Consider the following 19342-nt stretch of genomic DNA (forward strand, 5'->3'; position numbering starts at 1 on the left):
TTTCGTCGTCTTGACCAGGTAGGAGAACACCATGACCGTATACGCGAGGCCCGGTACGGAGGGCGCGCTGATGTCCTTTGCGGCCCGCTACGAGAACTTCATCGGTGGTGAGTGGACTGCGCCGGTGGGCGGTCAGTATTTCGAGAACCGCACGCCGGTGACGGGTGAGGTGTTCTGTGAGGTGGCGCGGTCGACGGAGGCTGATATCGAGAAGGCGTTGGATGCCGCGCATGCTGCCGCGCCGGGGTGGGGTAAGACGTCGGCGGGGGAGCGGGCGGTGGTCCTGAACAAGGTCGCCGATCGTATCGAGGCGAACCTGGAGTCGATCGCGTTGGCCGAGTCGTGGGATAACGGTAAGCCGATCCGGGAAACCCTGAATGCCGATATCCCGTTGGCGGTGGACCATTTTCGGTATTTCGCCGCCGCGATCCGCGCTCAGGAAGGCGCCTTGTCCCAGATCGATGAGGACACTGTCGCCTACCACTTCCACGAGCCGCTGGGTGTGGTGGGACAGATCATTCCGTGGAACTTCCCGATCCTGATGGCGGTGTGGAAGCTGGCGCCGGCACTGGCCGCCGGTAATGCGATTGTGCTCAAGCCTGCCGAGCAGACCCCGGCCTCGGTGCTGTATCTGATGTCGTTGATCGCCGATCTGCTGCCCGCCGGAGTGTTGAACGTGGTCAACGGGTTTGGGGTCGAGGCAGGCAAGCCGTTGGCGTCGTCGAATCGGATCGCCAAGATCGCGTTCACCGGGGAGACCACCACGGGCCGGTTGATCATGCAGTACGCGTCCCAGAACCTGATCCCGGTCACCCTGGAGCTCGGTGGCAAGAGCCCGAACATTTTCTTCTCCGATGTGATGGCCGCCAACGACGACTACCAGGACAAGGCGTTGGAGGGGTTCACGATGTTCGCCCTCAACCAGGGCGAGGTCTGCACGTGTCCGTCGCGCAGCCTGATCCAGGCCGATATCTACGACGAGTTCCTGGCCATGGCGGCGATCCGTACCAAGGCGGTGCGCCAAGGCGATCCACTCGACACCGAGACGATGATCGGGGCGCAGGCCTCCAACGATCAGCTGGAGAAGATCCTGTCCTACATCGAGATCGGCAAAAGTGAAGGCGCCCAGATCCTCACCGGCGGGGAGCGCGCCGACCTCGGCGGAGACCTCAACGGCGGTTACTACGTGCAGCCGACGATCTTCACCGGCGACAACGCGATGCGGATCTTCCAGGAAGAGATCTTCGGCCCGGTGGTGTCGGTGACGTCGTTCACCGATTACGACGACGCGATCCGCATCGCCAACGACACCCTCTACGGCCTGGGTGCCGGAGTGTGGAGCCGGGACGGCAACACCGCCTACCGCGCCGGGCGTGACATCAAAGCCGGCCGGGTCTGGACCAACTGCTACCACGCCTACCCCGCGCACGCGGCGTTCGGCGGCTACAAGCAATCCGGCATCGGCCGCGAGAACCACAAGATGATGCTCGACCACTACCAGCAGACCAAAAACCTCCTCGTCTCCTACTCCAACAAAGCCCAAGGCTTCTTCTGAGCTTAAAGACCTCCACCACAACTACTTTCACGAAGGAAAACAATCATGACACAGACACTTGGCGCACCCGCCACATCAACCGACACCAACACCATGCGCGCCGCAGTCGTCACCGAATTCGGTGCACCACTGCACGTCACCGACCTCGACCTGCCCACGCCCGGCCCCGGGGAAGCGCTCGTCAAACTGGAGACCTCCGGGGTCTGCCACACCGATTTGCATGCCGCCCATGGTGATTGGCCGGTCAAACCAGCACCGCCCTTCATCCCGGGTCACGAGGGTTACGGCACTGTCGTCGCGCTCGGCGAGGGTGTCACCGACCTGAAACTCGGTGACAAGGTCGGCAATGCGTGGCTGTGGTCGGCCTGCGGCAGTTGCGAATACTGCCGCACCGGTTGGGAAACGTTGTGCGAGAGCCAGCGCAACGGCGGCTACAGCGTCAACGGCAGCTTCGGTACCTACATGCTGGTGAATGCGGCGTACGCCGCCCGGATTCCGGATGGCATCGACCCGCTCGAGGTGGCACCGATCCTGTGCGCAGGCGTCACGGTGTACAAGGGCCTGAAGGTCACCGACACCCGGCCCGGCCAATGGGTTGCGATCTCCGGTATCGGCGGCCTGGGGCACATCGCGGTGCAGTACGCCCGTGCGATGGGTCTGCGCGTGGTCGCCGTGGACATCGACGATGCGAAACTCGCACTGGCCGAACGGCTCGGGGCCGAGGTCACCGTCAACGCCAGAACCTCCGACGTTGTCGAGGAGGTCCAGAAGGCCACCGGTGGTGTGCACGGCGTGCTCGTCACCGCGGTGCACCCGCAGGCGTTCGGCCAGGCGATCGGCTTGACCCGCCGCGGTGGAACCATCGTCTTCAACGGCCTGCCGCCGGGTGATTTCCCCGCGCCGATCTTCGACATCGTGTTGAAGGGCTTGACGATTCGCGGCTCGATCGTCGGCACTCGCCAGGACATGGCCGAGGCGCTCGACTTCTACGCCCGCGGGTTGATCCATCCCACCGTCGAGGCCGCCAAGCTCGACGACATCAACGAGGTGTTCGGCCGGATGGAGCGCGGCCAGATCGACGGCCGCGTCGTCATCGACTACCGCTGAGTCCCCAGCTGCTCGCGAACGGCGTCGATGCCGACCAGACGGATGTCGTCGCGTCGGATCGTCGCCCACCGCCCCGGCGTCATGGCGAAACCCACCATGGTGTCGGGGCGGCCGCGTCGGTCCTCGACCGTCCTGACCGTCTCGGTGTAGGGCAGTGAGCGCGTCACGCCCAGCGAGGCGGCGTTGTCATGCCACGCTCTGGTGATCGCGACGTCGGCGTCGAAGCCCGCGAAGATCAAGTGCAGCGCGGCCTGACGCAGCTCCTTGCCGAAGCCGCGGCCCTGCTGCGCCAGGCCGAGCCACGAGCCGGTGGTCAAGCTCCGGTTGCGCGGAAAGTCCTCGGCGTGAACCGAACACATGCCGACCACCGACCCGTCGGCCAACACCGCCAGGTCCAGGTTCCAGCGTTGGACGGACGTCTCGGCGCGGTTGCGCCAGTAGTACTGCAGGCTGTTGCGCTCCAGGTCCGGCGAGGGCACATCGGTCCACGGCTCGGTGAACGGCATGGTCGCCGGATCGTGAATACCCTTGGCCGCCAACGTTGCCAGCTCCGCGCCCAGCTCGTCGCTGACATAGCGCAGCACGAGCCGTGGTGTCACCACCTGAAGATCGAACAGCGGCCACATCTGCGCCATGCCGTCGATCCGACCACAGGCGGTGCCGGGTCCGAAACCGAATTACGGCAAGATGCCAGGTGATGAGCACACCTAACGGACCGCAGTCGGCCTTCTGCGTCGGCAACACCAGGGTCAGCGAGGCCGGTATCTCGCTGGATCAGCAGGTGAATCACACGCTCGTCGACCACCGCGGTCTGCTGGAAATGCCTGCCTACGCGGTGATGGCCGAATCCGTCACCAGCGGCGCCTACTGGTACACCTTCGCCGAACCGGTCGCCACCGTGCAGTCCTGGTTGGCGCTGACCGCCGGCGCCCGACCCGAGGTGGGGGATCGGCTGCATGCGGTGTCGGCGATGGCCCACCGCGACGACGCCCACGGCACCGCGACGATGACCATCACCAACGGCGCACAGAAGGTCGTCTGCTCAGGGGTGGCCCGTGCCGTCCGGGTCGGTCGCAGCACCGAGGCGTTGCGCGCCCTGGACAAGGACACGATGGCCGAACCCGTCGAGGCGTTGCCGACCCCGCCCGACATCGACGCAACGGTCTCGGCCATCGACCCGGACTGGGACGGCCGGCGCATCCTGACCGCGATCAGTCGCGGGGAGATCGCCCGCGGCCCCTTGAGCGAACTGCTGGCCATGAGGGTCGAGAGCGCAGACGAACCGGTCCTGACCATCGATCCGCAATCGTGGATGGCCAACCCCCTCGGCGCCATCCAGGGCGGGGTCATCGCCTCGATCGTCGGCCACGCCTGCTCGCTGGCCGGCCAGGCGCACACCGGCGCGGGCGATCGTCACACCCTGGCTGACCTGTCTGTTTACTATTTCCGGTCGCCCCCGGTAGACGGTCGGTCCCTCACGCTGGCCACCGCTACCGAACGGGTCGGACGCCGGATGGGGACCGTCTCGGCCACCATGACCGACGCCGCGGGCACCCACTACGTCCGGGCCGTCGCCAACATCGCCTACGAGCGGGGATGAGCGTTTTGACCTGCCCGGATCGTCGCAGGTAAGCTGCCACGTTGGCGTGCGGTACGCCGCGGTTCGCACCGCGGGGTAAGCCGGGTTCTCGGGTCAGTGTTGGTCGCCGAGAAGCAACCCGCACCGTCACGTCCCGACCGACACCCGGGTCATACCGGGACCAACCCGAGAAGAAAAGAAGGTAGCGCTGTGCCTACGTACACGCCGAAGGCGGGTGACACCACACGTTCGTGGTACGTCATCGACGCCACCGACGTGGTGCTCGGCCGGCTCGCCGTCGCGGCAGCAAACCTGTTGCGCGGCAAGCACAAGCCGACATTCACGCCGAATGTGGACGGTGGCGATTTCGTCATCGTCATCAACGCCGACAAGATCGCCGTCAGCGGCGACAAGCTCCAGTCCAAGATGGCCTACCGTCACTCGGGTTACCCCGGTGGTCTGCGGGCGCGCACCCTCGGCGACGAGATGGAAAAGCATGCCGATCGCGTGGTCGAGAAGGCCATCGTCGGGATGCTGCCGCACAACAAGCTGAGCCGGCAGATCCAGAAGAAGCTCAAGGTCTACGCGGGCCCGGATCATCCGCACGCCGCCCAGCAGCCGATTCCGTTCGAGATCAAGCAGGTGGCCCAGTGAGCGAAACGACAGACGTGACCGAGGTCGTGGAGACCGAAGTGACCGAGGCCCTGGAGGCGCCCGAGACCCCTGAGGCTCCCGAGGCCGCTGCCGAGAGCACGCCGCGTGCACCGGTGATCATCGACCGTCCCATCCAGACCGTCGGCCGCCGCAAGGAGGCTGTGGTGCGGGTTCGGCTGGTTCCGGGCACCGGCCAGTTCAACCTCGACGGCCGCAGCCTGGAGGCGTACTTCCCGAACAAGGTGCACCAGCAGCTGATCAAGGCCCCGCTGGTGACCGTCGACCGGGTGGACAGCTTCGACATCTACGCCCACCTCGACGGTGGCGGCCCGTCCGGGCAGGCCGGCGCGCTGCGCCTCGCGATCGCCCGTGCGCTGATCCTGGTCCAGCCCGAGGATCGTCCGGCCCTGAAGAAGGCCGGCTTCCTCACGCGTGACCCGCGCGCCATCGAGCGCAAGAAGTACGGCCTCAAGAAGGCCCGCAAGGCGCCGCAGTACAGCAAGCGCTGATCTGCCGCGTATACCTACGCAACGGCCCACCGGGCGTCGCCAGTCTTTCGGCTGGAGGCGCCCGGTGCGTCGTTTGTGGCCTGGCCCACACGTCGTGGTGCCTGCTCAGCGCGCATGTCGCGATGGATTATTAAATTTTGGTTTGAGCCAACCGCGCTTCGGCAAGCCTCCTAGAGGCCGGCGGCAACGTCTGGCTGCCCGAGGTAGGAGGCGGGACCCTTCGGGGGGTCGGTGCTCTCCTTCGGGGCTGTGAGGTGAAGCGAAATGCTCCCGCAGCTCTGATTCCCTGCCAATCACGCAGAAGAAAAGGAGCGAACATGAACACGTTCACGAAGACGGCCGCTGGTGCGGTTCTTGGCGGCTCGCTGCTCGTCGCGAGTGGTTTCGGACTCGCGAACGCGTCTCCCGAGGCCCCGGCGCCGCAGCCCCAGGCGCCGCAGGCGGCCGGCGATCAGCTCAATGTGGGCCTGACCGTCAACGGTGAGCAACTCGGCACGATTCAGAATGTGTCGGTCAGCAGCGCGCAGACCCTGGCCACCAGCGTGTGCCCGGGCGACGACCTGTCGTCGAAGCTGCCGCAGCTCGCCAGCAAGGAAATCTCGACCGTTCCGGTGTGCGCCAGCAGCGCCACCGGCGTGAGCTACACGTTCACCCAGGCCGGACCGGGTAACTCCGAACTGGCTCCCGGCCAGAGCGGCCACGCCGACGCGGGTATCGGCGCGACCGCCGTGCCCGCCGCTCCGGAGCCTGCCGAGGCGCCGATGACCGGCAGCCGGTAATCGTCTGTCAGCTGGATACCAGCAGCGCACTGCCCGCACCCGCACCGGGTGCGGGCAGTGTTCGTTGTCGGGTGTCTCGTTGCCGTGTCGGTTTGGCGGCGACACGGCCGTTAACCTGGTTGGTTGTGTTCTGAGCGGCTAGTTGTGAGAAATTTGTCCCCATGGGTCGACTGTTCGGGACCGATGGTGTCCGCGGCGTCGCCAACCGAGAACTGACAGCCGAGCTGGGCCTGGCGTTGGGAGCGGCGGCGGCACGCCGGCTCGCGGCAACCAGAAGCTCCGGCCGACGCCTCGCAGTGGTCGGACGTGATCCGCGCGCCAGCGGCGAGATGCTCGAGGCGGCGGTCATCGCCGGCGTGACCAGCGAGGGTGTGGACGCGCTGCGGGTCGGGGTGTTGCCCACACCGGCGGTGGCCTTTCTGACCGCGGCCTACGGTGCCGACTTCGGCGTGATGATCTCGGCGTCGCACAACGCCATGCCGGACAACGGCATCAAGATCTTCGGTCCCGGCGGACACAAGCTCGACGACGACGCCGAGGATCGCATCGAAGAGCTCGTCGCTCAAGGCCCCGGTTTGCGTCCGGTCGGTGCGGACATCGGGCGAGTGCTCGATGCCCGCGACGCGCTGGAGCGCTACCTGCACCACATCCGCGGTGCGGCACCGGTGCGGTTGGACGGGCTGACGGTTGTCGTCGACTGCGCCAACGGCGCGGCGTTTCAAGCCGCGCCGCGCGCCTACCACGCTGCGGGCGCAACAGTGATCGCGATCAACGCCGAACCGGACGGCCTGAACATCAACGAAGGCTGCGGCTCGACGCATCTGGAGCAGGTGCAGGCCGCGGTGCTGTCCCATGGCGCCGATCTGGGTTTGGCGCACGACGGCGATGCCGATCGCTGTCTGGCAGTGGACGCCGACGGTCGGGTCGTCGACGGCGACGCCATCATGGTGATCCTCGCCCTTGCCATGCGCGAGGCCGGTGAGCTCGCTTCCGAGACGCTGGTGGCCACCGTGATGAGCAACCTCGGGTTGCATATCGCCATGCGCGAGGCCGGTATCGCGGTGCGCACCACCGGTGTTGGTGATCGGTACGTCCTGGAGGAACTGCGCGCGGGGGAGTACTCGCTCGGCGGGGAACAGTCCGGCCACATCGTGATGCCCGCGTTGGGAACGACCGGTGACGGCGTCGCCACCGGCTTGCGGTTGATGGCGCGGATGGCGCAGACCGGCTTGTCGCTTGCCGAGCTGGCCGCGCCGATGCAAACGCTGCCGCAGGTGCTCATCAATGTCACGGTGGCGGACAAAGCGACGGTAGCCGAGGCGCCTGCCGTGCGGAGCGCGGTGCGCGAAGCCGAGGCCGAGCTCGGGGATACCGGGCGAATTCTGTTGCGCCCATCGGGAACTGAACAAATGGTGCGGGTCATGGTAGAAGCCGCCGACGAAGACACCGCCCGGCTGCTGGCGATCCGTGTCGCCGAATCGGTCAGCGCCGAAGGCTGACACAAATTCTGGGAACCGGTCCGGCCCGTCGCGCGTCTTAGAAGGATATGGGTAACACGCGCGTGGACTGTGCCGGGTTGAGCGCTGCCGCACAGCATTTCGACTCCACCGCCGAGGTGCTCGACGGGGCACTGCGTGGGCAGCTGAGCGGGCTGCGCTTCGATGGCGCTATGGCAGGCCGCGCGCACGTCGCGCACGGGGACGCGGTGTGGGCGGCGCTGGAGCGGCTGACGGCGGCAGTGACCCAATGGTCGCGAGCGGCTGCCGAAACCGCTGTCGCGCTGCGAATCACCGCCGACCGCTACGCCGAGGCCGAACTGCGCGCGGCAGCGCTGTGACACCGGACGTGGCATCCCGGCTCGCGGCCGGGCGGCCCTCGGTGACCACTACCGCGACCTACGTGACAGCCTGCCACGCCGTCGGCTATCGGCATCCGGACCTGACTGCGCACGCGGCGCAGATCTTCGAGTGGTACGGCGGTGACGACGGCCTGGACCTGGCCGTGCTCGACGGCGACTGCGCGGCGCTGAGGGCCGCATCCGCCGCCGCAGACCAGGCGGTGCAGGCTTCGCGCGACGGCTTGGCCGCCGCCGCGGTGGCGTGGGCCGGTGAGTCCGGTTCGGCGGCTGACGAATTCATCCAGCGGCACTGCGCGGCCGGTGCGGCGATTGCCGAGTCGTTGCGGGCTGCGGTGCGCAGTTGTGAGGCGCTGCGCGACGGGCTGTGGCGGGCGGTCGATGAGAAGGTCGGATCGGCCGTGTCGATCGACGACCGACGCGGCGGCGAACGACCGGCATGGTTGGCCGCGGCGGCCACGGTGCTGGGTGGGGGAGCAGCGCGCGATCAGGCGATCGATGTCGTCACCCACCAGATCACCCCGTACGTCAACACCGACATCCGCACCGATTGGCTCTCCGCCATGCGCGCGGCGGCGTCGTCGGCGACAGCTGCCTACGAGGACGCATTACGACAGTTGGATTCCTGTCCCGCACCGTATTTCGAGGTTCCAGGCGCATTCGGCGGGCCGTCACCCGTAACGGCGGCGCCTGGGGCAGCGCATACCGCGCCGGCCGGCGCAGCCCCGGTGATATCGCCATCGGCTGCGCCGACCCCGCCGCCGTCCGTCGCCGCACCCGGGCCGGTCGACTCGCCCGCGTTCTCGCCTCCCGCGGATACCCCAGCAGCTCAACCACTTCTGCCGCCAGTCGGCGATGCGCCGGTGCCGCCCCCTGTCGGCACATCTCCGTCGGCCGCGATGCCGACCTTGCCCGATGTCGGCGGCGGCTTGTCCGGGCTGGTCGGACAGCTCGCCGACGCGCTCGCGGGGATGTTCGACAACATGCCGGGCAGTGCGGTGGACGGCGAGTCTCCGGGCCTGGACCACCCCGCCGACGAGGGCGAGCCCGAAGGCGTCGTCAAACCGGAAGTTGCTGTGCCCGAGGATGATCCAATCGTCGAGGAGTCTGAGCCCGTGGGCCAACCGGCCGAGCCGCGGCCACCGACACCGGAGGCGGACGCCGTCGAAGCCGAGCCGCCGCCGCCACTACCCGCCTCTACGCCACCGGCGCCGCCACCGGTCGTCGAGGAATCTGAAGGCCAGACACCGTGTGAGATCGCCGCCGACGAGCTACCGCAGGTCGGCCAGTGACGGAATGCTGCCCTGCGGTCAGGGCAGCAGCTGCTGCAGCTCCTCGACCCAGCGGATGTATTCGCCCGCGTCAGTGGTGGTGGGCGTGGCCAACAGCGTCGTGACTCCGGCTTCGGCGAACGCGGCGATGCGTTCTTTGACGAAGCCGCGCGGGCCGATCAGGTTCACATTGCGAACGAGCTCGTCGGGCACAGCGGCGATCGCCTCGGCCTTGCGGCCGGACAAGAACAGTTCCTGGATGTGATCGGCGACCTCACCGTAGCCGTACCGGGTCGCCAGCTTGTGGTAGAAATTCTGTCCCTTGGCGCCCATGCCGCCGATGTAGAGCGCGAGGTGCGGCTTGGCCCAGTTCAGCCGTTCCTCGACGTCGTCGCCGATGGCCAGTGACACTCCGACCATCACGTCGAGGTCGCCAAGCGAGCTGTCGCGCTTGGCTTTTCCGGCGCGCAACGCATCTCCCCACACGTCGTCGGCCTTCTCCGGGTAGAAGAACACCGGCTGCCAGCCCTCGGCGATCTCAGCGGTCAACTCGACGTTCTTCGGGCCCAGCGCGGCGATGGTGATCGGAATCTGTTCGCGGACAGGGTGATTGATGAGCTGCAGTGGCTTGCCCAATCCGGTGCCCTGGTCGGCGGGCAACGGGATCTGATAGCTGCGGCCCTGATGCTGGACCCGCTCGCGCCGCCACACCTGCCGGCAGATGTCGACGACCTCGCGGGTGCGGCCGAGCGGGGCGTCGAACGGTACGCCGTGAAAGCCTTCGACCACCTGCGGGCCGGACGTGCCGATTCCGAGCCGGAAGCGGCCGTCGGACACGAAGTCCAGGCCGGCGGCGGTCATCGCCAGCAGCGACGGCGTCCGGGTGTAGATGGGAAAGACGCCCGAGCCCAGCTCGATCGTCGAGGTTTTGGCGGCCAGGTAGCCGAGCTGGCTGACAGCGTCATAGGAGTAGGCCTCGGCGACGAGCGCGATGTCCACGCCGGCCTTCTCCAACACCACGATGTGCTCGACGGCCTCACGAAAGCCGCCCGAATAGTCCAGAAAGATCCCGGTACGCATCAGGAAAGTAAATCACCAACCAGTTGGTTGGGCGACGCGGGGTTACTTCAGCAGCGCGGCGATCTGGCCCTCGGTCGTCACCGGCGGCGCCTCGGGATCGGGCACCTCGGTCTTCGGCAGCACCGCTTCCGGGTCGGCGAACTCGCGGTACGCCTTGTCGCCGGTCAGGTGAAACAGCAGGAAGCCGGTCAGCAGGGCCCGCACCGTCTTCTGGGTGCGCTTGTCGGACCCCGGCATGCCCAGGACCTTGGCGAACCGGCGTTTCTCGGCCAGCCCGGACGACTCGGCCTTGCTGACGATGTGTAGCACCGATCCCTTCCAGGCCTCGGCCAGGTGCAGGGCGTCGGTGCGCAGGGATTGCGGATCATCGGGTGCGCTGAGCACCAAACCGGGCACCTTCAGCGCTGCCGCCGCTTCCTGGGCCGGGGGACGGGTCACCGACGGAAACAGCGCCGCGACCGCCTTGGGTGCGCCCGACGCCGCACCGGCCAGGCCCGCCGCGGCGAACACCGCCGCCGAGCCGCCGAAGCCGTGTCCGGCCAGGCCCAGTTTGGTCGGATGCACGCTGATCTCCCCGGGGCCCAACCGCACGCTTGTGATGATGTCGAGGGTCGTGCCCAGGTCGACCGACAGGTTGAGCACAGACGGGGCGAGCCCACGCTCGGTGGCGGGGGCGGCCGCCACGATGCCCCAGGACGCGAGGTGCTCCAGCGTTTTCACGTAGTGATCGACATCTGTGAGCCAATCGTGGCCGAACGCCACACCGGGCAGGTTGAAGCCCGACGCCGGGGTGAAGACGATGCCGGGTAATCCGGCAAAGGCCAGGTCACCGCGTAGAACGTGATGTGGACCGCGGCGCGTCAGCGCCGCGAAGAGCTTGCGTGTCCGGGCCACCCCATGAACCTAGCGGACGGGTGTAATCAGCGTGCTGCACTACCCTGGGTAAACATGTGCGGAATCGTGGCTTACGTCGGGCATCGTCCTGCCCGGGGTGTCGTGGTCGACGCGCTGCGGCGGATGGAGTATCGCGGCTACGACTCGTCCGGGGTCGCTCTGCTCGACGGCGACGGCGGCCTGACCGTGCGTCGACGTGCCGGCCGGCTGGCCAATCTCGAGGAGGCGCTGGCCGAAACCGACTCCGACGCGCTCGCCGGCACCGCGGGAATGGGCCACACCCGGTGGGCCACCCACGGCCGCCCCACCGACCGCAACGCCCACCCGCACCGCGACGCGACCGGCAGGTTCGCCGTCGTGCACAACGGGATCATCGAGAACTTCGCCACCCTGCGCCTGGAACTGGAAGCCGACGGCGTCGAGTTCGCCAGCGACACCGACAGCGAGGTCGCCGTACATCTGGTCGCACAGGCCTACCGCCAGGGCTCGACGGCCGGCGACTTCGAAGCATCGGTGCTGTCGGTGCTGCGCCGGTTGGAAGGGCACTTCACGCTGGTCTTCGCCCACGCCGACGACCCCGGCACGATCATCGCCGCCCGCCGCTCCACACCCCTGGTCGTCGGCATCGGCGACGGCGAAATGTTCATCGGCTCCGACGTCGCTGCGTTCATCGAGTTCACCAGGGACGCCGTCGAGTTGGGTCAGGACCAGGCGGTGGTGATCACCGCGGAAGGTTACTCGATCACCGATTTCGACGGCAATGACGATGCCGCGAGTGCGCGTGTTTTTCATATCGACTGGGACCTGTCCGCCGCTGAAAAGGGCGGCTACGACTACTTCATGCTCAAGGAGATCGCCGAGCAGCCTGCGGCGGTTTCCGACACCCTGCTCGGCCACTTCGTCGACGGCCGCATCGTGCTCGACGAACAACGGCTGAGCGACCAGGAGCTGCGCGAGATCGACAAGGTCTTCATCGTGGCTTGTGGCACCGCATTCCATTCCGGACTGCTGGCCAAGTACGCGATCGAGCACTGGACGCGCCTGCCGGTCGAGGTCGAGCTGGCCAGCGAGTTCCGTTACCGAGACCCGGTATTGGACCGCGGCACGCTGGTGATCGCGATCTCCCAGTCCGGTGAGACCGCCGACACGCTGGAAGCCGTCCGGCACGCCAAGAGCCAGAAGGCCAAGGTGCTGGCGATCTGCAACACCAACGGCAGTCAGATCCCGCGGGAAGCCGACGCGGTGCTCTACACCCGCGCCGGACCCGAGATCGGGGTGGCGGCCACCAAGACGTTCCTGGCCCAGATCGCCGCCAACTACCTCGTCGGCCTCGCCCTGGCCCAGGCCCGGGGTACCAAGTATCCCGACGAAGTCGAGCGCGAGTACCACGAGTTGGAGTCGATGCCCGACCTGGTGGCCAGGACGCTCGACCACATGGGACCCATCACCGAGCTGGCGCAGCAATTCGCGTCGTCGCCGACGGTGCTGTTCCTTGGCCGCCACGTCGGTTACCCGGTGGCGCTCGAGGGTGCGCTCAAGCTGAAGGAACTGGCCTACATGCATGCCGAGGGCTTCGCCGCCGGCGAGCTCAAGCACGGCCCGATCGCGCTCATCGAAGAAGGCTTGCCCGTCATCGTGGTGATGCCGTCGCCGAAGAACGCGGCGACCTTGCATGCCAAGCTGCTGAGCAATATCCGCGAGATCCAGGCCCGCGGGGCCGTCACGATCGTGATCGCCGAGGAAGGTGACGACACGGTGCGTCCCTACGCCGACCACATCTTCGAAATACCGGCGGTCTCAACGCTTTTCCAGCCGCTGCTGTCGACGGTCCCGCTGCAGGTGTTCGCCGCGGCGGTGGCCAGGGCTCGTGGCTATGACGTCGACAAGCCGCGCAACCTGGCCAAGTCCGTCACGGTCGAGTAGCGGGTCAGCCCAGCCGGGCGACGGCGTCCACGATGTCGGCAACTTCAGTACGGGTTGTGTAGTCGGGGTGCACGTCGCTCCACGCGATCACGCCCCGGCTGTCGAGAACCAGGACGGTGGGCATCGGTAGCTCATAGCCGCCGTCCGCGTTCGCCTCGCGCAGATCGATGCCGAGCTTCTGCGTCACCGCCTGCGACGCCTCCGATGGTGTGACGACGATGCCGAGCGCCTTGGCGATCTGGTTGCCGGGGTCGGAGACCACATCGAAGGTCAATCCATTGGCTTGCGTTGCCGACAGTGAGCCGTCGGGCTTCTGCGGGCTGATGGCAATCAATGGAATTCCCCGCGCGGCCAGCGCCGGGACCAACTGGTCCTGGTAGGTCTTCAGCGCGAGATTGCAGTACGGGCACCACGCCCCGCGATAGAAAACCACGACAGCTGGGCGATTTGCGCGCAGGGTGCCGATCCTGGTCGGTTTGCCTTGTGGGTCAATGAGTTCCGGGTCCGGTAGTGCAGTGCCCGGCTGTGCGGCCCCGGACGGAATGCCGTCGGCGACCATGCGTTTCTGGTCGGCGGTGAACACCTCGACCGCCTCGGCGGGAAGATGACCTGCCATGCCCTCCTGCAGTTGTGCGACCTGCGCGGCGATCGTGGTCGGTTCGGTGGTGGACACGTTGACTCCTTCTGATTGACCTCTGTCGATCGTCCCGAGTCAAAAATGGAGTGTCAATGCCAAAACTAGCGGTGTTGAACGGTGTTGCCAGCCTGTGTCAGATGCGTACCGATGTGGGCAATCACCGTGTCCATCGCGGCCGCCAATGCCGCGGTGTCCCGGTTTACCTGGCTGAGCAGGAGTCCGCCCTGGGTGGCGGCCAGCAGAGCGAGGGCGAGCCGGTCGGTGTCGGTGCCCTCGATGAACTGGCCGGCGGAGGCCATCGATGCCAGTCCCGTGCGCAAGATGCGCTCCCACTCGGCGAACCACCGCGCCAGCTGAGCGCGCGCCACGGCGTCGGTCTCGGACAGATCGGCTGCGAGCGACCCCAATGGGCACCCGCCGACACAGTTCTGAGCTGTGCGTATGCCGATGACGAGATCACGCCAACGCCATAGATCGTCGACGCATGTCACCCGGTCAAGACCGAGATGCTGGACATCGAGAACCCGTTGGCCCTGAAGTTCGATGACCGCCGCCACCAGAGTGCTCTTGTCGGTGAAGTAGTGGTACAACTGGGACGAGCTGATGCCGGCAGCCGCCTGAATGTCTTCTATCGTCGTCCGCGCCACGCCGCGTTCCTGCATCAGGCTGGCGGCCACCCCAACGATCCGGTCGCGGGTCTGCACGCCCTTTGCCGTGAGCCGGCGCCCATTCGTCGACGCAGCCTTCGCATCCCGGCCTGGATCAGTCACTCCAAAATGGTACCGGTGTCACCCAGCGACGGCGGTCTGCTGGTACAACACCAACCGCCATCTGCCGTCGACGCGGTGATACACCGACGACATGGCTCCTACGAACGGCTCGTCAGCGCCGTCGCGTTCGGCGGTGCCGAGGTACACCAGCGCAGCCGCGTCGGCACCGGCGGAAATGATGTGCTCGTCGGATAGCGTGAAGCTCTTCCACGGTGGTGCTTGGCCGAGCGCCGAGATCACAGCGGACCGGCCCATCATGGAACCGTTGGCCAACACCATCACAGCGTCCTCGGTCATCAGGTCGCCGTAGAAGCGGTCACCGGAGGACTCACACAGCGATTGCCACCCCGCGCGTTCGATCTCCAGGAGTTCGTCGAGTAATTGCTGATCGGTCATAACAGCGGATACCCGTTCGGAGTTGGCTGTTATTAGCCGATCAGCACGTAACCTTGGTGCCGATGCGGCACTACTACACCGCCGACGCGATTCGCGCCGCCGAGGCGCCCCTGCTGGCCAGCCTGCCCGATGGTGTGCTGATGCGTCGCGCCGCCTACGGGTTGGCCGCCGCAATCGCCCGCGAGCTGCGAACGCGCACCGGCGGAGTGGCCGGGCGCCTGCTCTGCGCGGTGGTCGGCTCGGGCGACAACGGCGGCGATGCGCTGTGGGCGGCCACCCTCCTGCGTCGCCGCGGGGCTGCCGCGACCGCGGTGCTGCTCAACCCCGACCGGACTCACGCCAAGGCGCTGGCCGCGTTTCGATCTGCCGGTGGCCGGGTGGTGCCGGCCGTGCCGCCGTCGACCGATCTCGTGATCGACGGGGTGGTCGGCATCTCCGGCAGTGGCCCCCTGCGGCCGGCGGCCGCCGAGGTGTTCGCCGCTGCCGACGACGCCGGGATCCCGGTCGTTGCCGTCGACATCCCCAGTGGCATCGACGTCCAGACCGGCGCGATCACCGGGCCGGCCGTGCGCGCGGCACTCACCGTCACCTTCGGTGGTCTCAAACCCGTTCACGCTCTCGCCGACTGCGGCAGGGTCGAACTCATCGACATCGGCCTGGACCTTCCGCCCACCGATGTGCTGGGCATGGAAGCCGCTGACGTCAAGGCCCGTTGGCCGCTGCCCGGAGTGCGCGACGACAAGTACAGCCAGGGTGTCACCGGCATCCTGGCCGGCTCGTCGACGTATCCCGGCGCGGCGATCCTGTGCACCGGGGCGGCGGTGGCGACGACATCGGGGATGAAGCGCTACGCCGGGTCGGCTGCAGCCGAGGTCGTGTCGCATTGGCCTGAGGTGGTGGCCGCGCCCAACCCGCACGCCGCCGGGCGGGTGCAGTCCTGGGTGGTCGGCCCGGGCCTGGGTACTGACGAAAAGGGCTTCGCTGCATTACATTTCGCGCTCAGTTCAGATCTTCCGGTGGTGGTCGACGCGGACGCCCTGACCATCCTGTCCACCCAGCCGGACCTGGTGGCGGGCCGGGCGGCGCCGACGGTGCTGACCCCGCACGCCGGTGAGTTCGCCCGACTTGCCGGTGGGCCGCCGGGGGAGGACCGGGTGGCCGCCACCCGCCGGCTGGCCGAGGCCTTCGGCGCGACCGTGCTGCTCAAGGGCAACGTCACCGTGATCGCCGAGCCTTCGGCGGGCAGGAGCGGAGCGACCGGCGGATCAGCAGAGGGCTGCGTCTACCTCAACCCGGCCGGTGGTTCCTGGGCGGCGACCGCCGGATCCGGTGACGTGCTGTCGGGGATGATCGGTGCGCTGCTGGCCTCGGGTCTGCCGCCGGCCGAGGCAGCCGCGGCGGCGGCATTCGTGCACGCGCGGGCCGCCAATGCCTCGGCCGCCGATCCCGGCCCGGCCCCCGCGCCGACATCGGCCTCGCGCATCCTCGCCCACATTCGTCAAGCCATCGCAGAACTGTAGAAAGGACACCCGTGCCCCACGTCAAATATCGTTCCCCGTCGATCGCACCGGCCTACACCGGACGCCTGTCGACCGACCCCATCCCGTCACTGCGGCTGCCCGACGAGGCGATGGAACCCACTGCGGCATACCGGTTCATCCACGACGAGCTGATGCTCGACGGCAGCTCGCGGCTCAACCTCGCCACGTTCGTCACCACCTGGATGGACCCCGAGGCCGAGAAGCTGATGTCGGAGACGTTCGACAAGAACATGATCGACAAGGACGAGTACCCGGCGACGGCTGCCATCGAATCCCGTTGTGTGGCAATGGTTGCCGATCTCTTCCATGCCGAGAACCTGCGCGACGACGACGCCTCCACCGCGGTCGGGGTGTCCACGATCGGGTCGTCGGAGGCCGTGATGCTCGGCGGTCTGGCACTGAAGTGGCGCTGGAAGGCCCGCGTCGGGGACAAGTGGAAGACCCGCACCCCCAACCTGGTGATGGGTGCCAACGTGCAGGTGGTGTGGGAAAAGTTCTGCCGTTACTTCGAAGTCGAGCCGCGCTACCTCCCGATGGCCGAGGACCGCTACGTCATCACTCCCGAGCAGGTGCTGGACGCCGTCGACGAGGACACCATCGGCGTGGTGGGCATCCTGGGCACCACCTACACCGGTGAACTGGAGCCGATCGCCGAGATCTGTGCGGCACTGGACACGTTGCAGGCGGACAAGGGACTCGACATCCCCGTGCATGTCGATGCGGCCAGCGGCGGATTCGTGGTGCCGTTCCTGCACACCGACCTCAAGTGGGATTTCCGGTTGCCGCGCGTGGCGTCGATCAACGTCAGCGGCCACAAGTACGGGCTGACCTATCCGGGTATCGGATTCGTGGTGTGGCGCAACGCCGATTGCCTCCCCGAGGAGCTGGTGTTCCGGGTGAACTACCTCGGCGGGGACATGCCGACGTTCACCCTGAACTTCTCCCGGCCGGGCAATCAGGTGGTCGGCCAGTACTACAACTTCCTGCGGTTGGGCCGGGCCGGCTACACCCACGTGATGCAGTGCCTGTCGGCGACGGCCCGCTGGTTCTCCGACCAACTGGAGGCCTGCCAGCACTTCGAGGTGATCTCCGACGGCTCGGCGATACCGGTGGTGGCGTTCCGGCTCAAGGGCGACTTGGGCTACACCGAGTTCGACGTGTCGGCGGCGCTGCGTTCCTACGGCTGGCAGGTGCCGGCGTACACGATGCCCGACGGCGCGGAGAACATCTCGGTGCTGCGGGTGGTTGTGCGAGAAGGGTTCTCGGCTGACCTGGCCCGCTCACTGTGGGCGGACCTCAACGCCGTGCTGGGCCACCTCGACGCGATCCAGCCCGACGGCCACTTCACTCAGGAGCACTTCGCGCACTAGGCCCGATCAGCTGCTCGGTGCCGCCAATGCGCCGAGCAGCTGATTGAAGGCCTCCGTCATCGACGGGTGGGTGTAGATGGTGTCGCGCAACTCGGTGGCGGTGATGCCGTGGCGCATGGCGAGTGCGACGGTGTTGATGACTTCATGGGAGTCGTAGCTGAGAAGCGCTGCGCCCAGGATCTTGTCGGTGCCCGCATCCACGACGACCTTCATGAGTCCTGCCGTCTCGTCGACGATGCGGGCCCGTGGCACCGTCGCCATGGCGGCAACCGGCAGCGTGGCGACCAGGATGTCCATCCCGGCTGCCACCGCCGCGGCCTCGGTGAGGCCCACCCGCGCCAGCGGCGGCGAGGTGAACAGCACGTACGGGACGGCGGTGCGGCTGGCAGTGCTTCGGGATCCGTCACCGGCGAGCTGAGAGAGCACCACGCGGTAATCGTCGAGCGAGATGTAGGTGAACTGCGGACCGCCGTTGACGTCACCGACGGCGAAGATGTGCGGTTGGCTGGTGCGCAGATACTCGTCGACGACAATCGCACGCGCACCGGTGGTTTCGACACCGGCCTCGGCCAGACCGAGGTCGTCGGTGACGGGTTCCCGGCCCAGCGCCACCAGCACGGCGTCGGCCTCGACCGCGTGCTGCATCCGGTCGGCCTGAAAGGTTACCCACGCCGCCTGGCGGGCTTCGGTCACCGAGGTGACCTCAGCGGCAGTGACGATCTCGACGCCCCTGCTGCTAAGAATGTCGTGCAGGCAGGCCGCCACGTCGGCATCCTCGCGACCGAGGATCCGCGGACCGTGTTCCAGCACGGTCACCTCGGATCCGTATCGGGCGAACATCGCCGCGAATTCGAGACCGACATAGCCGCCGCCGAGTACCGTCAACAACCCCGGAAGCTCAGGCAGGCTGAGCAATTCGGTGCTGGTCATGACCTGGGGTGTGGTGGACAGCCCGGGGATGTCGGGCAGCACCGGTCGTGATCCGGTGCCGATGACGATCGACTGGGCGACCACGGTGACCGTCGCACCGCCGACGGTCTCGACCTGCAGTGTGTGCGGGTCGGTGAAGCGCGCGTGCCCGGTGAGAACAGTCACGGTGTCGAGGTTGTCGAGCATCGCGAAGTTCACCGCGCGCAGGTCGGCGGTGAGGTCGGCCGTCGCTGCCACCGCCGAGCGGTAGGCGTCTTCGTAGACACCGCCTGGCGTGAGATGTTCGGCCCGGTAGACCATCGACTTCGTCGGCACGCAGCCGATGTTGATGCACGTGCCGCCGTACATCAGCGCCGACTGCTCGATCATCACCACCCGCCGGCCCTGGCGGCCCAGCGCGGCGGCCAGCGTCTTACCGCCTTTGCCGAAACCGATGACCGCGAGGTCGGCCTCGATGTGTTCGACGTTCAACGGCATCTATCACTCCATCCG

The 19342-nt window shown here is 67.3% G+C and carries 19 protein-coding genes; 12 read left to right on the plus strand and 7 right to left on the minus strand.

Annotated elements, in window-relative coordinates; all coding sequences use genetic code 11:
• Nucleotides 1-31 precede the first annotated feature (31 nt).
• Together adh and adhP are read left to right on the plus strand one after the other, a co-directional pair.
• Nucleotides 32-1555 carry an aldehyde dehydrogenase gene (gene adh / locus G6N32_RS05440; protein ID WP_115316877.1) on the plus strand — a complete coding sequence of 508 codons (1524 nt, stop codon included), beginning with the start codon at nucleotides 32-34 and terminating at the stop codon, nucleotides 1553-1555.
• 45 nt (nucleotides 1556-1600) lie between these two features.
• Nucleotides 1601-2662 carry an alcohol dehydrogenase AdhP gene (adhP, locus tag G6N32_RS05445; protein WP_115316875.1) on the plus strand — a complete coding sequence of 354 codons (1062 nt, stop codon included), beginning with the start codon at nucleotides 1601-1603 and terminating at the stop codon, nucleotides 2660-2662.
• Here the strand turns inward: adhP and G6N32_RS05450 are convergent.
• Complete coding sequence (locus G6N32_RS05450; RefSeq protein ID WP_115316873.1) at nucleotides 2653-3297, minus strand: GNAT family N-acetyltransferase; 645 nt, start codon at nucleotides 3295-3297, stop codon at nucleotides 2653-2655. The two genes, adhP and G6N32_RS05450, sit on opposite strands and share 10 nt — an antisense overlap.
• A gap of 62 nt (nucleotides 3298-3359) precedes the next feature.
• Between G6N32_RS05450 and G6N32_RS05455 the strand changes: the two genes are divergently transcribed.
• The 7 genes from G6N32_RS05455 (at nucleotide 3360) to G6N32_RS05485 (ending at nucleotide 9330) form a co-directional block, all read left to right on the plus strand.
• On the plus strand, nucleotides 3360-4262 hold the full coding sequence (locus tag G6N32_RS05455) for a PaaI family thioesterase (protein WP_115316872.1): 903 nt from the start codon (nucleotides 3360-3362) through the stop codon (nucleotides 4260-4262).
• 189 nt (nucleotides 4263-4451) lie between these two features.
• A complete protein-coding gene (rplM, locus tag G6N32_RS05460; RefSeq protein WP_036340754.1) occupies nucleotides 4452-4895 on the plus strand; it encodes a 50S ribosomal protein L13 in 444 nt (147 codons plus the stop codon).
• A 14-nt stretch (nucleotides 4896-4909) separates the two neighbouring features.
• Nucleotides 4910-5404 carry a 30S ribosomal protein S9 gene (gene rpsI / locus G6N32_RS05465; protein ID WP_115318810.1) on the plus strand — a complete coding sequence of 165 codons (495 nt, stop codon included), beginning with the start codon at nucleotides 4910-4912 and terminating at the stop codon, nucleotides 5402-5404.
• Between the two features lie 317 nt (nucleotides 5405-5721).
• Nucleotides 5722-6183, plus strand: a complete 462-nt coding sequence (locus G6N32_RS05470) for a hypothetical protein (RefSeq protein WP_115316870.1) — start codon at nucleotides 5722-5724, stop codon at nucleotides 6181-6183.
• 161 nt (nucleotides 6184-6344) lie between these two features.
• On the plus strand, nucleotides 6345-7682 hold the full coding sequence (glmM, locus tag G6N32_RS05475) for a phosphoglucosamine mutase (protein ID WP_115316869.1): 1338 nt from the start codon (nucleotides 6345-6347) through the stop codon (nucleotides 7680-7682).
• Nucleotides 7683-7729: 47 nt separating this feature from the next.
• Nucleotides 7730-8020: a type VII secretion target gene (locus G6N32_RS05480; RefSeq protein WP_115316868.1), complete on the plus strand. Its 291-nt coding sequence runs from the start codon at nucleotides 7730-7732 to the stop codon at nucleotides 8018-8020.
• Nucleotides 8021-8061: 41 nt separating this feature from the next.
• Nucleotides 8062-9330 carry a hypothetical protein gene (locus tag G6N32_RS05485; protein WP_147291948.1) on the plus strand — a complete coding sequence of 423 codons (1269 nt, stop codon included), beginning with the start codon at nucleotides 8062-8064 and terminating at the stop codon, nucleotides 9328-9330.
• Nucleotides 9331-9348: 18 nt separating this feature from the next.
• On the opposite strand, the gene G6N32_RS05490 is transcribed toward G6N32_RS05485, so the two are convergent.
• Both G6N32_RS05490 and G6N32_RS05495 read right to left on the minus strand, forming a co-directional pair.
• Nucleotides 9349-10389, minus strand: a complete 1041-nt coding sequence (locus G6N32_RS05490) for an LLM class F420-dependent oxidoreductase (protein WP_163789137.1) — start codon at nucleotides 10387-10389, stop codon at nucleotides 9349-9351.
• 42 nt (nucleotides 10390-10431) lie between these two features.
• On the minus strand, nucleotides 10432-11283 hold the full coding sequence (locus G6N32_RS05495; protein ID WP_115316865.1) for a dienelactone hydrolase family protein: 852 nt from the start codon (nucleotides 11281-11283) through the stop codon (nucleotides 10432-10434).
• Between the two features lie 54 nt (nucleotides 11284-11337).
• Here G6N32_RS05495 and glmS point away from each other — a divergent pair, with 54 nt between their 5' ends.
• Nucleotides 11338-13206, plus strand: a complete 1869-nt coding sequence (gene glmS, locus G6N32_RS05500) for a glutamine--fructose-6-phosphate transaminase (isomerizing) (protein ID WP_115316864.1) — start codon at nucleotides 11338-11340, stop codon at nucleotides 13204-13206.
• A gap of 4 nt (nucleotides 13207-13210) precedes the next feature.
• On the opposite strand, the gene G6N32_RS05505 is transcribed toward glmS, so the two are convergent.
• The 3 genes from G6N32_RS05505 to G6N32_RS05515 form a co-directional block, all read right to left on the minus strand.
• On the minus strand, nucleotides 13211-13879 hold the full coding sequence (locus G6N32_RS05505) for a peroxiredoxin-like family protein (RefSeq protein WP_197935811.1): 669 nt from the start codon (nucleotides 13877-13879) through the stop codon (nucleotides 13211-13213).
• Between the two features lie 65 nt (nucleotides 13880-13944).
• The gene (locus G6N32_RS05510) at nucleotides 13945-14613 is read right to left on the minus strand and encodes a TetR/AcrR family transcriptional regulator (RefSeq protein WP_232077509.1); all 669 of its coding nucleotides are present in this window, start codon (nucleotides 14611-14613) and stop codon (nucleotides 13945-13947) included.
• A gap of 18 nt (nucleotides 14614-14631) precedes the next feature.
• On the minus strand, nucleotides 14632-15009 hold the full coding sequence (locus G6N32_RS05515) for a nuclear transport factor 2 family protein (RefSeq protein WP_115316863.1): 378 nt from the start codon (nucleotides 15007-15009) through the stop codon (nucleotides 14632-14634).
• Between the two features lie 62 nt (nucleotides 15010-15071).
• Between G6N32_RS05515 and G6N32_RS05520 the strand changes: the two genes are divergently transcribed.
• Both G6N32_RS05520 and gad read left to right on the plus strand, forming a co-directional pair.
• A complete protein-coding gene (locus tag G6N32_RS05520) occupies nucleotides 15072-16529 on the plus strand; it encodes a bifunctional ADP-dependent NAD(P)H-hydrate dehydratase/NAD(P)H-hydrate epimerase (RefSeq protein ID WP_115316862.1) in 1458 nt (485 codons plus the stop codon).
• Between the two features lie 11 nt (nucleotides 16530-16540).
• Nucleotides 16541-17920 (plus strand): glutamate decarboxylase, encoded by a 1380-nt coding sequence (gene gad, locus G6N32_RS05525; protein WP_115316861.1) that lies wholly within the window; start codon nucleotides 16541-16543, stop codon nucleotides 17918-17920.
• A 6-nt stretch (nucleotides 17921-17926) separates the two neighbouring features.
• Here the strand turns inward: gad and G6N32_RS05530 are convergent, their stop codons facing one another.
• The gene (locus tag G6N32_RS05530; RefSeq protein ID WP_115316860.1) at nucleotides 17927-19327 is read right to left on the minus strand and encodes an FAD-dependent oxidoreductase; all 1401 of its coding nucleotides are present in this window, start codon (nucleotides 19325-19327) and stop codon (nucleotides 17927-17929) included.
• Between the last annotated feature and the right edge of the window lie 15 nt (nucleotides 19328-19342).

It is taken from the genome of Mycolicibacterium aichiense (assembly GCF_010726245.1).
Taxonomy (GTDB): Bacteria; Actinomycetota; Actinomycetes; order Mycobacteriales; family Mycobacteriaceae; genus Mycobacterium; species Mycobacterium aichiense.

Coding starts and splice junctions, on each gene's coding strand:
- adh (WP_115316877.1), top strand. CDS start 32: ATGACCGTATACGCGAGGCCCGGTACGGAGGGCGCGCTGATGTCCTTT.
- adhP (WP_115316875.1), top strand. CDS start 1,601: ATGACACAGACACTTGGCGCACCCGCCACATCAACCGACACCAACACC.
- G6N32_RS05450 (WP_115316873.1), bottom strand. CDS start 3,297: ATGGCGCAGATGTGGCCGCTGTTCGATCTTCAGGTGGTGACACCACGG.
- G6N32_RS05455 (WP_115316872.1), top strand. CDS start 3,360: ATGAGCACACCTAACGGACCGCAGTCGGCCTTCTGCGTCGGCAACACC.
- G6N32_RS05470 (WP_115316870.1), top strand. CDS start 5,722: ATGAACACGTTCACGAAGACGGCCGCTGGTGCGGTTCTTGGCGGCTCG.
- glmM (WP_115316869.1), top strand. CDS start 6,345: ATGGGTCGACTGTTCGGGACCGATGGTGTCCGCGGCGTCGCCAACCGA.
- G6N32_RS05480 (WP_115316868.1), top strand. CDS start 7,730: ATGGGTAACACGCGCGTGGACTGTGCCGGGTTGAGCGCTGCCGCACAG.
- G6N32_RS05490 (WP_163789137.1), bottom strand. CDS start 10,389: ATGCGTACCGGGATCTTTCTGGACTATTCGGGCGGCTTTCGTGAGGCC.
- glmS (WP_115316864.1), top strand. CDS start 11,338: ATGTGCGGAATCGTGGCTTACGTCGGGCATCGTCCTGCCCGGGGTGTC.
- G6N32_RS05515 (WP_115316863.1), bottom strand. CDS start 15,009: ATGACCGATCAGCAATTACTCGACGAACTCCTGGAGATCGAACGCGCG.
- G6N32_RS05520 (WP_115316862.1), top strand. CDS start 15,072: ATGCGGCACTACTACACCGCCGACGCGATTCGCGCCGCCGAGGCGCCC.
- G6N32_RS05530 (WP_115316860.1), bottom strand. CDS start 19,327: ATGCCGTTGAACGTCGAACACATCGAGGCCGACCTCGCGGTCATCGGT.